We start from the raw sequence: 8,735 nt of genomic DNA on the forward strand, positions 1-8,735 counted from the left end.
GATCCATGGACGATCGAGCGTATTGAAGTCGTGCGTGGTTCATCGGCGCTATACGGAAACAGCGCCGGCGCGGGCTTCATCAACTACATCACCAAGCGCGGCAGTTCGAGCAAGGCTGGATTCACCGCTGAGGGCGGCGTCAGCTTCTCGTTGACGCACGCATCTGACAGTGCGCAGCCCTCGCTGCGTCTGGGTGCGTCGGGTGGCAACGAGAGAGTTGATTACCTGGCGCAGGGCTATTTCTCCAAATCCAATTCTTACTTCGATGCCAACGGTGATCGGATCCCGCCGCAGCCGGATGGTGTGTCGGACTCCACGTTCCGCAGTTTCTTCGGCAAGGTCGGCACGTTTGTCGGTGATGGTCGGCTAGAAGCCAGTCTGAGCTTGTATCGACACAAGCAGGAGGCACAGTACCAGCGCGTGGCCGGCAGCATTCTCAATGGTGTGCCGACCACCAGTGTGCGGGGCGGCTTGCAGCCGGGTGAGGAACCTCGTCGCAACGAAAGCTTGATTGCCAACGTGGCGTATCTAAATCCCGAGGTGCTGGGCAACGAATTCAAAGCGCAGTTTTATTACGTCGATACGGAGAGCGTGTTTGAGTTCACGCGCAATCGGTTCCCGCTGACCTCGCAACCGAACGGGCAGTCGATGAATGTCACCAAGAAGTTCGGCGTGAGGCTCGATCTGAAGCGCGATTTCGCGCTCTTCGATGGTGGAGAGCTTTTGTATGGCCTAGACTTCTTGCGCGACGACACGAAAGTGCCGCTGACGGACGGGCGCGCATTTGCCTTGCCGCAGCTGCTGACCAGCTACGCAGGCTTTGTGCAGGCATTTACTCGCGTCACGCCCCGCTGGTCGGTGACCGCCGGCGTGCGACATGAGCGCGCGGATCTGGAGATCGGCAATTTCCAGTCGCAGTTCACCTTGCGCAACGTCATTGGCTCGACGCTCAAATACGATGCCACCCCGATGAATTTGGGGACGGTATTCAGTCTCACCGATCGGTGGGACGTATTCCTCGGCTACTCGCAAGGATTCGAGGTTCAACAGTTTGCGTCGCTCTGGCGTGAAACACCGGTCGACATCGATCTGCGCAACAGCACGTTGAAGCCGAAGCCGAACTTGGTGGACAGCTACGAGACCGGGCTGCGCTTCAAAGGTGGCGATGTCACCGGTGAGCTGGCGTTCTTTTACGTCGACTCGAGCAACGGCGTGAGCTACGTGTTGAATCCGGCCAGCCCGACCGATGCAATTACCGTTGCCGCGCCCGATCTGGTGAAGGGCGTGGAGTTGTCGGCTGACTGGAGCGTCACTGAGCATTGGAAGCTCGGCGGCTCGGCCGCCTGGATGGAAGGCGAGGTTGATCGAGACAACAACGGCAGCTATGAGACGCCATTGCAGAACAGGCGCATTCCTCCCGCCAAGGTCACTGGCTACGTTGAGCACGAAATAAGCGATCGATGGCTGGTGCGCGTGCAGGGCGTGTGGTGGGACGGGCGCAATGAATTCCCCGCGAGCGTCGGCCAGCAGCGTTTTCACGAGGGTGAAGTCACGTCCAACTACCTGTTCGACTTGCTCTCGACCTATCAGCTGTCGAACGGTCGCTTGAGTTTCGGTATCAACAATCTATTCAACAATGACTACTTCACCACCTACTCAGAGGGCTACAACCGCAACGAGGCTTATAACAAGGGAACTGGCGCCACCGGCATGATCAAGTACGAAGTCAATTTCTGAGATTTATCGGAGAGTTTTTCATGAGATCTGCTTTGCATACAACGCTACGACGCGTCTACCGTGGATGTTTACTCGCGCTCTTACCGGTGGTCGCGCTGGCCGCCGATCCTGGCGCGATCGAGCGCTCGAAAAAGGAGGACAGCATCCTTATTTATTCAAACATCGCGACCTACAACTGGGGCCCGGTGCTCGATGCGTTCAAGGTTCGTTATCCGTGGATCAAAGTCGAGACGCTGGACTTGGGGCCGGGGGAGGCCTTCGAACGTTACTACTCGGAATCGTCGGTCAAACGTCGTACCGCAGACATCATCGCTGTCGCCGCACCTGATAGCTGGATGCGCTTCATGGATCGTGGGCAGGTAGAGCCATACGTTGCCGCCGATTCGGCATCGCTGCCGGCGTGGAGCAAGCCGGCGCCGGGCGTGTATACGATCTCGACGGATCCGATGGTCGTGGTCTATAACAAGCTGTTGCTCAAGGAAGATCAACGACCACATTCGCTCGACAAGCTTGCCGCGCTGGCGCGCGCCAATCCCGATCTGTATGCGAAGAAGCTCACGACCTACGATGCGACCGCGCATCCGTTCGCATACACGCTGCACTGGACCTACTTTCACAAGCGCGGGCCCAAGGCTTGGGAGACGCTGCGTACGCTTGGTCCGCTGACGCGGCCAGAAGACGGCGGCGCCATCATGGTCGAGAAGATCACGACTGGCGAGAACATCGGTGGGTACTTTTGTTCCGGCGTGACGTTCCTCCGACGCTTGAAAGAAGAGGGACGTGAGAAGGTCATCGACTGGTCGCTGCTGGAAGACGGCACGCCTATCATGGTGCGCGGGATCGCGCTGACCAAAGCCGCAGCCAGTAAATCCTCCGCGCAACTGCTGCTGGATTTCGTGCTGTCACGCGATGGCCAGCTTGCGGTGGCGAAAGGCGGGCTGACGCCGTATCGCTCCGATGTACTCAAGAGCGAGGTGCCGTTCCTCACCTATGACTCGATTCGTGAGTCCATCGGTGAAGCCAACATGATCATGGTGGGCTACGATCGGGCCATGCTGTCGGAACAGGATGAGTTCCTGAAGCAGTGGCGCGCCGCCTACGGCATCAAAGCACGGTAAGGAGTTGCACGCGTGTCAGTGGCGTTGACGACAACTATGACTGGCGCGCGTTGGGCGCGGGACCGGTGGATGCAGTGGTCTATCGCTGCATTCACCGTCTGCTTAGTGTTTGCCCCCATCGCGGTGGCGTTACTCCAGTCGGTGCGCAGTACCGCCCTCTACGAACCCCATTGGTCGCTTACCTATCAGAACTACGTTCGGCTGCTGACGAACGAGCGACTTTGGGAAGCTCTGGGCAATTCGCTGGCGCTTGCCGTCATCGGCACTGCGACTGCAACGATCATAGGCGCGGCGCTTGCCCTCATTCTGGTTCGCACGAACATAGCGCTGCGCCGTCTATTCAGCGAGCTGCTGCAGGCGCCGCTATACATTTCATCGCTGGTCATGGCATTCGGCTGGTACATGCTATATGGGCCTTCCGGATATGTGACATTGGCGATTACGAATCTGACGGGCACTACGCCCTGGAATCTGTATTCACTGCCGGCGATGGGAGTCCTGGCGGGATTCACGCTGGTCCCCGTCGTGTTCCTTTACTGCTCATCGACGCTGCATATGATGGACGCCTCTCTAGAAGATGCGGCGCGCTCCGCAGGTGCATCGCCGCTGCGCGCGATGCGTTCGGTGACCCTGCCGCTCATGCGTCCCGCGATTCTCTATGCGTTGTTGTTGTGCTTCGTCGGCAGCATCGAGTTGCTGTCGATACCACTGATCTTCGGGCGCTCTGCGCGCATAGAGGTCTTTACTACCTTCCTGTTCAGCGAGGGCATCGGAAAGACCGAGCCGGACTACGGGCTGCTGGCTTCTGCATCGGTGCTGTTGCTGGTGCTGATGACCCTACTTGTGAGCTTCCATTCCAGGCTCGTCGGCAACGCGCGCCGCTTCACGACAGTGAAGGGCAAGGCAACGCGTCCCCACACCATTGATCTGGGGCGCTGGCGCTGGGGCGCGTTCGCGCTGGTGGCAAGCTACGTCACGATCGTGATCGTGTTGCCGATCGCCGGGCTCATCTTTCGAGCGTTCGTGAAATTCCTGACGCCACTCGTGCCTCCTTGGGACTTGCTGACGTTGGATCATTTTCGCGCGCTCATACAGCAGCCAGCTTATACGCGTGCCATCGTCAACAGTTTCATCGTGGCGCTGTTCGGTGCGGCGCTGGTCACAGCGCTGGTCACGATGCTGGTGCTCATCGTCAAGCGGTCGGAGTTCAAATGGGGAAAAACGCTCGAGACTATTTCTCTGTATCCACGCGCGGTGCCGGGCATCGTCGTGGGCATCGGCTTTCTGTGGATCGGTCTCACCGTGCCCGGATTCACGTTGATCCATGGAACTCTGTTCGCGTTGGTGCTCGCATTTTCCATGCGGGATCTGCCGACCGCTTTCGGAGCCATCGCGCCGGCTATGACGCAGATCAGCCGGGAGCTCGATCAGAGCGCGCGTACCTGTGGGGCCGATTGGTTCACTGCGAGCGTGCGCGTGATCGCACCGATTGCACGGCCGGCGATGCTTGCTTCTTACATGCTGGTCTTCGTCTCGATGCTCAAGGAGTACGCCGCGGCGGTATTCCTGTTCGGTCCGGGCAGCGAGATCATGGGGACGGTCATGCTGCAGTTATGGACCAACGGCGATTTCGGCCCTGTGGCCGCTTTAGCTGTCGTGCAGGTGACAGCGACCGCGGCGATCGTTCTTGCCGCACGACGACTGATGGGTGTGCGGATGTATGAGTAAGCTTACTGTCGAACGTCTCTCGCGCCGATTCGGCGCTCAAACCGTAGTCAACGACGTCTCGTTCGAGATCGCCGATGGCGAATTCCTCACGCTGCTCGGGCCGAGTGGTTGTGGTAAGACCACGATGCTATCGGCGATTGCCGGGCTCGACGCACCCACGTCCGGGCGGATCCTGATCGATGGCGAACCGATATTCGACGCTGCGCGCGACTGCAATCTTCCGCCAGAGCGGCGCCAGGTCGGGATGGTGTTCCAGTCGTATGCGTTATGGCCTCATATGAAGGTGCGCGACAACGTCGCGTTTCCGCTGCGGATGCGCGGTATCAGCATGGCGCAGGCGCAAGATAAAATTCGCTGGGCGCTGAGTCTGGTGGAAATGGAGCCCTATATCGACCGCTATCCGCACGAGCTCTCCGGTGGGCAGCAGCAGCGAGTCGCTTTGGCGCGTGCCATGGTCTATGGGCCACGACTGATGCTGCTCGATGAGCCACTGTCGAATCTCGATGCGAAGCTGCGGTTGCGCGCCCGCGGCTGGCTCAAGGAGTTGCAGCAAAAGCTACGTATCACGACGCTCTACGTGACGCACGATCAAACTGAGGCGCTAGTCCTGAGCGATCGGATTGCGGTCATGCAGAACGGACGTATTGAACAGCTCGCCAGCCCTGTAGAGCTCTACGAGCATCCGCAGTCCGCATTCATCGCTGACTTCGTGGGTCATAGCAATCTGTTGAACGGAGTGGTTCAAAATGGCGCGGCGCGTGCGAAGGTTCGGTTCGGGGAACATGTGATTGCAGTTGAAAAGATACTGCGCGCGGCGGATGGCGCGGCTGCGGCTATTGCCGTACGACCGGAGAACATCGTCTTGCACCGTGAGATCGCAGCTAATGCGGTCGATCGTTGTAATTTCATGCCGGGACAGATTCTGCAACGGGACTTTCTTGGTGCACGTTACCTCTATCTCATCGAGACTTCGGGCGGGATTGTTCGAGCTGAGGTTGCGGAGCACTTCGAGAAGGGGGAAGTCGTGGTTGAGTTGCCCGCGCACGCCTGTGTCGCGTTCTCTCGCGATGTTGCTGCGTGATGCTCGGCATGTCTATGAATGTAACCTTCCAGTCGATTGATGAGATGGATCTCGCAGGTGTCGCGATCGCGTGTGGAGTGTTTGCTTCAGCCGCGCTGTCGAACGAGTTGCAGGCATTGGATCTCCGTTCTGGAGGTGCGGTGGCGAGAGTGCTTGCCAGCGGCAGGTTTCGTGGTGAGGTCGGAGAGGTGCTAGAGTTGCCGGGAATTGCCGGAATCGATGCGGCCACCTTGATTCTCGTCGGGTGTGGTTGCGAGAGCCGCCTTCAAACATCGACTATCGAGCAGGCGACTGCTTGCGCACTCAGGGCTGCGGAAATTGCGGGCGCGCGAGCACTCGTGCTGGTGCTGGCCCCAACTCAGCCTGATCTCGCCGCGCATTCTGCTTTCGCCGCGCGGCTCGCCGCTTACCGGTTCGAGAAGTATCGAACGGTTCATCAAGCCGGCTCAACGCCGGTTCACACGATCCGGATAGCTGTCAATGATCCCACTGCCGCGGCTCGTGCTTACGATCCGCTTACCTCGCTCGGTGATGGGATTCTCATGGCGCGGGATCTGGTTTCGGAGCCGCCTAACGTTTTGTTCCCAGAAGCCTTCGCGCAGCGGATGCGAGCACTAGAAGATGTCGGTGTTGAGGTAGAGATACTGGGTGAGCAGCAGATGCGAGAACTCTCGATGAACGCATTGCTTGGCGTAGGACAGGGCAGTGCACGTGAGAGTCAGCTCGTCGTGTTGAAGTGGTTTGGCGCCGAACGACGCGACGATCAGCCCGTGGCTCTGGTCGGCAAAGGCGTTTGTTTCGATACTGGCGGGTTGAATCTGAAGCCGTTGAAGGACATGCGCTGGATGAAAGAAGACATGGCCGGCGCAGCGGCCGTTGCTGGAGCCTTTCGAGCCCTTGCCGGGCGCAAGGCGCGGGCTAACGTCATTGGCATCTTGGGCCTGGTCGAAAACATGCCGGACGGCAAGGCGCAGCGGCCGGGTGATGTGGTGACATCCCTGTCCGGTCAGACCATCGAGGTCGTGGACCCTGATTGCGAAGGGCGCCTTGTGCTTGCGGATGCCTTGAGCTTTTGCCTGCGAAATTTCGCCCCGAAGATCGTCATCGACATAGCAACCCTAACCGACGCCGTGGTTGTGGCATTAGGCGATGGCTACGCCGGAATGTTCAGTAATGACGATGCACTTGCGGAGCGCGTGCTCTCCGCTTCGGCAGCGGCAACGGAATCAGTGTGGCGCATGCCTCTCTCCGAGTACTACGTGCCTGGGCTGAGAAGTGGGGTTGCGGATTTAAAGAACTGGGCGGGCGAGCCCATGGATGCCATCCATGCCGCGCTCTTTCTGCAGAGATTCGTAGGTGACACGTCTTGGGTCCATCTCGACATCTCCGGAGTTGCCTGGAGAAAAGACTCTCGCCTGTCGCTCGTTCCAGAGGGAGCAAGTGGTTTCGGTGTGCGGCTATTAGATCGACTCATGGCGGACCTGTATCCGCCGAGCGTTCACGCTAACTGACGAAACCCTCTATGGGATGAGCTGGATGGGCATCCAGAGCGCGTTCATCAAGCCACTTTATCCGTTTACAGATTCCGATCACGAGGTTGGCGTGCTTAGTATCAATCAATTGCCGCAGTATGGTTTAGCGCTCGATGCCGAGGATGCGGTGCATGTCGATTTGGAAGCGGCTAGGCAGGTCGAACAGCTACTGCGGCATTGCCCGGCGTATCGCACCACGCCACTGCATTCCTTGCCGAGGCTTGCAGCCGAGTTGGGCCTGCGCGGCATTCTGGTCAAAGACGAGTCGACACGCCTCGGTCTCGGAAGTTTTAAAGCGCTCGGTGGCGCCTATGCGGTGATTCGCACTGTCATCGTCGAGGCATCGCGCGCACTGAAACGGCAGATTGAGCCCAAAAATCTTCTCGATGCGCCGGTTCGTTCGATCGCAGCGTCACTCACTTTCGCTTGCGCGACTGATGGCAATCACGGCAAGTCGGTTGCGGCCGGTGCGCGCATGCTGGGCGCCCGCGCTGTGATCTTCGTCCATCAGGGAGTGTCGGCCGAACGAGTCGACGCAATCAAGGCATTGGGCGCAGAGGTGCGTCGGGTCGTTGGCACATATGATGATTCGGTCGCTGAGGCGGCGCGTGCATGCTCGGCTAACGGCTGGGCTGCCATTTCGGACACGTCGTGGCCAGGTTACACCACCGTGCCGCGATGGGTGGCTCAAGGTTACACGGCCATGGTGCGTGAAGTCTGCAATGAGCTGCGGGATCCTCCGACGCATGTGTTTGTGCAGGCGGGAGTAGGTGGTCTCGCGGCGGCGGTGCTTGGGCATCTGGCACTTACGTTGGAGCGCCGACCACGATTCGTGATTGTTGAGCCCGAGCGAGCTGCCTGCCTGCATGCCAGCAGTCTTGCCGGACATCGCGTGGCCATTGCGCCTGCTGAGCCTACGGTGATGTCGATGTTGGAGTGTTACGAACCTTCACTCGTGGCGTGGTCGGTCATAGCGAAGTTAGCGGATGCCTTCCTCACTGTCAGCGAGAGCGACGGTATTCGCGCCATGCGACAGTTTGCGCGACCAGTCCAGGGCGATACGCCGATCGTGGCGGGAGAAAGCGGTGGTGCTGGGCTAGCGGGACTGCTCAGTGTCGTCGCCAATAGAGTGGACAGGCAGGCGCTGGGGCTCGACCGAGAGTCCGTCGTGCTGTTGTTCAACACTGAAGGGGCGACCGACGATTCCGTGTATCGGTCGTTGTTGGGGATCGGCCCGGACGAAGTCAGGTCGTGCATTAGGGCGGGGATTTCGTCTAAAAAAGATCACGCTGGCAGCGTAGATCAGTAACAGAAAGGTGCGGCGGTTCGATGCGGCGTTTGCGACCGGTCACCGTGGGCTTGTGAAAAGGGAACGGTGTTGACTCGCACGCAGTGCGAATCTCATTGCCAGCGGCGGGGTACCGCCGCATCTAGTTCGTGCAAGGTTCGATGGGCGGTGTCTGTGGGATGCTGATCGACTTGACAACTTTCTCTCGGCACAGGCCAAGGCAGTACTCGGCGGCATCACTAGTGCCCGCT

The 8,735-nt window shown here is 59.3% G+C and carries 6 protein-coding genes; all 6 read left to right on the forward strand.

Features of this window, described 5'->3' with window-relative positions; all coding sequences use genetic code 11:
• Positions 1-1,737 (forward strand): TonB-dependent receptor (locus tag JNL55_RS33420; RefSeq protein ID WP_293865046.1); only part of this gene is annotated, 1,737 nt, incomplete at its 5' end.
• Positions 1,738-1,757: 20 nt separating this feature from the next.
• On the forward strand, positions 1,758-2,855 hold the full coding sequence (locus tag JNL55_RS33425) for an ABC transporter substrate-binding protein (RefSeq protein WP_293865049.1): 1,098 nt from the start codon (positions 1,758-1,760) through the stop codon (positions 2,853-2,855).
• Positions 2,856-2,924: 69 nt separating this feature from the next.
• Complete coding sequence (locus JNL55_RS33430; protein WP_293865052.1) at positions 2,925-4,583, forward strand: ABC transporter permease; 1,659 nt, start codon at positions 2,925-2,927, stop codon at positions 4,581-4,583.
• A complete protein-coding gene (locus tag JNL55_RS33435) occupies positions 4,576-5,664 on the forward strand; it encodes an ABC transporter ATP-binding protein (protein WP_293865055.1) in 1,089 nt (362 codons plus the stop codon). The genes JNL55_RS33430 and JNL55_RS33435 overlap by 8 nt, the downstream gene beginning before the upstream one ends.
• A gap of 14 nt (positions 5,665-5,678) precedes the next feature.
• The gene (locus tag JNL55_RS33440; RefSeq protein WP_293865058.1) at positions 5,679-7,175 is read left to right on the forward strand and encodes a leucyl aminopeptidase; all 1,497 of its coding nucleotides are present in this window, start codon (positions 5,679-5,681) and stop codon (positions 7,173-7,175) included.
• Between the two features lie 91 nt (positions 7,176-7,266).
• Positions 7,267-8,505, forward strand: coding sequence for a diaminopropionate ammonia-lyase (locus JNL55_RS33445; protein WP_293865061.1), 1,239 nt, complete (start codon positions 7,267-7,269; stop codon positions 8,503-8,505).
• Positions 8,506-8,735: the final 230 nt, after the last annotated feature.

This window comes from Steroidobacter sp., from assembly GCF_016790065.1.
Classification (GTDB): domain Bacteria; phylum Pseudomonadota; class Gammaproteobacteria; order Steroidobacterales; family Steroidobacteraceae; genus Steroidobacter.

Excerpts from the sequence above, each read along its gene's own strand:
- JNL55_RS33425 (WP_293865049.1), top strand. The coding sequence starts at position 1,758 with ATGAGATCTGCTTTGCATACAACGCTACGACGCGTCTACCGTGGATGT.
- JNL55_RS33430 (WP_293865052.1), top strand. The coding sequence starts at position 2,925 with ATGCAGTGGTCTATCGCTGCATTCACCGTCTGCTTAGTGTTTGCCCCC.
- JNL55_RS33435 (WP_293865055.1), top strand. The coding sequence starts at position 4,576 with ATGAGTAAGCTTACTGTCGAACGTCTCTCGCGCCGATTCGGCGCTCAA.
- JNL55_RS33440 (WP_293865058.1), top strand. The coding sequence starts at position 5,679 with ATGAATGTAACCTTCCAGTCGATTGATGAGATGGATCTCGCAGGTGTC.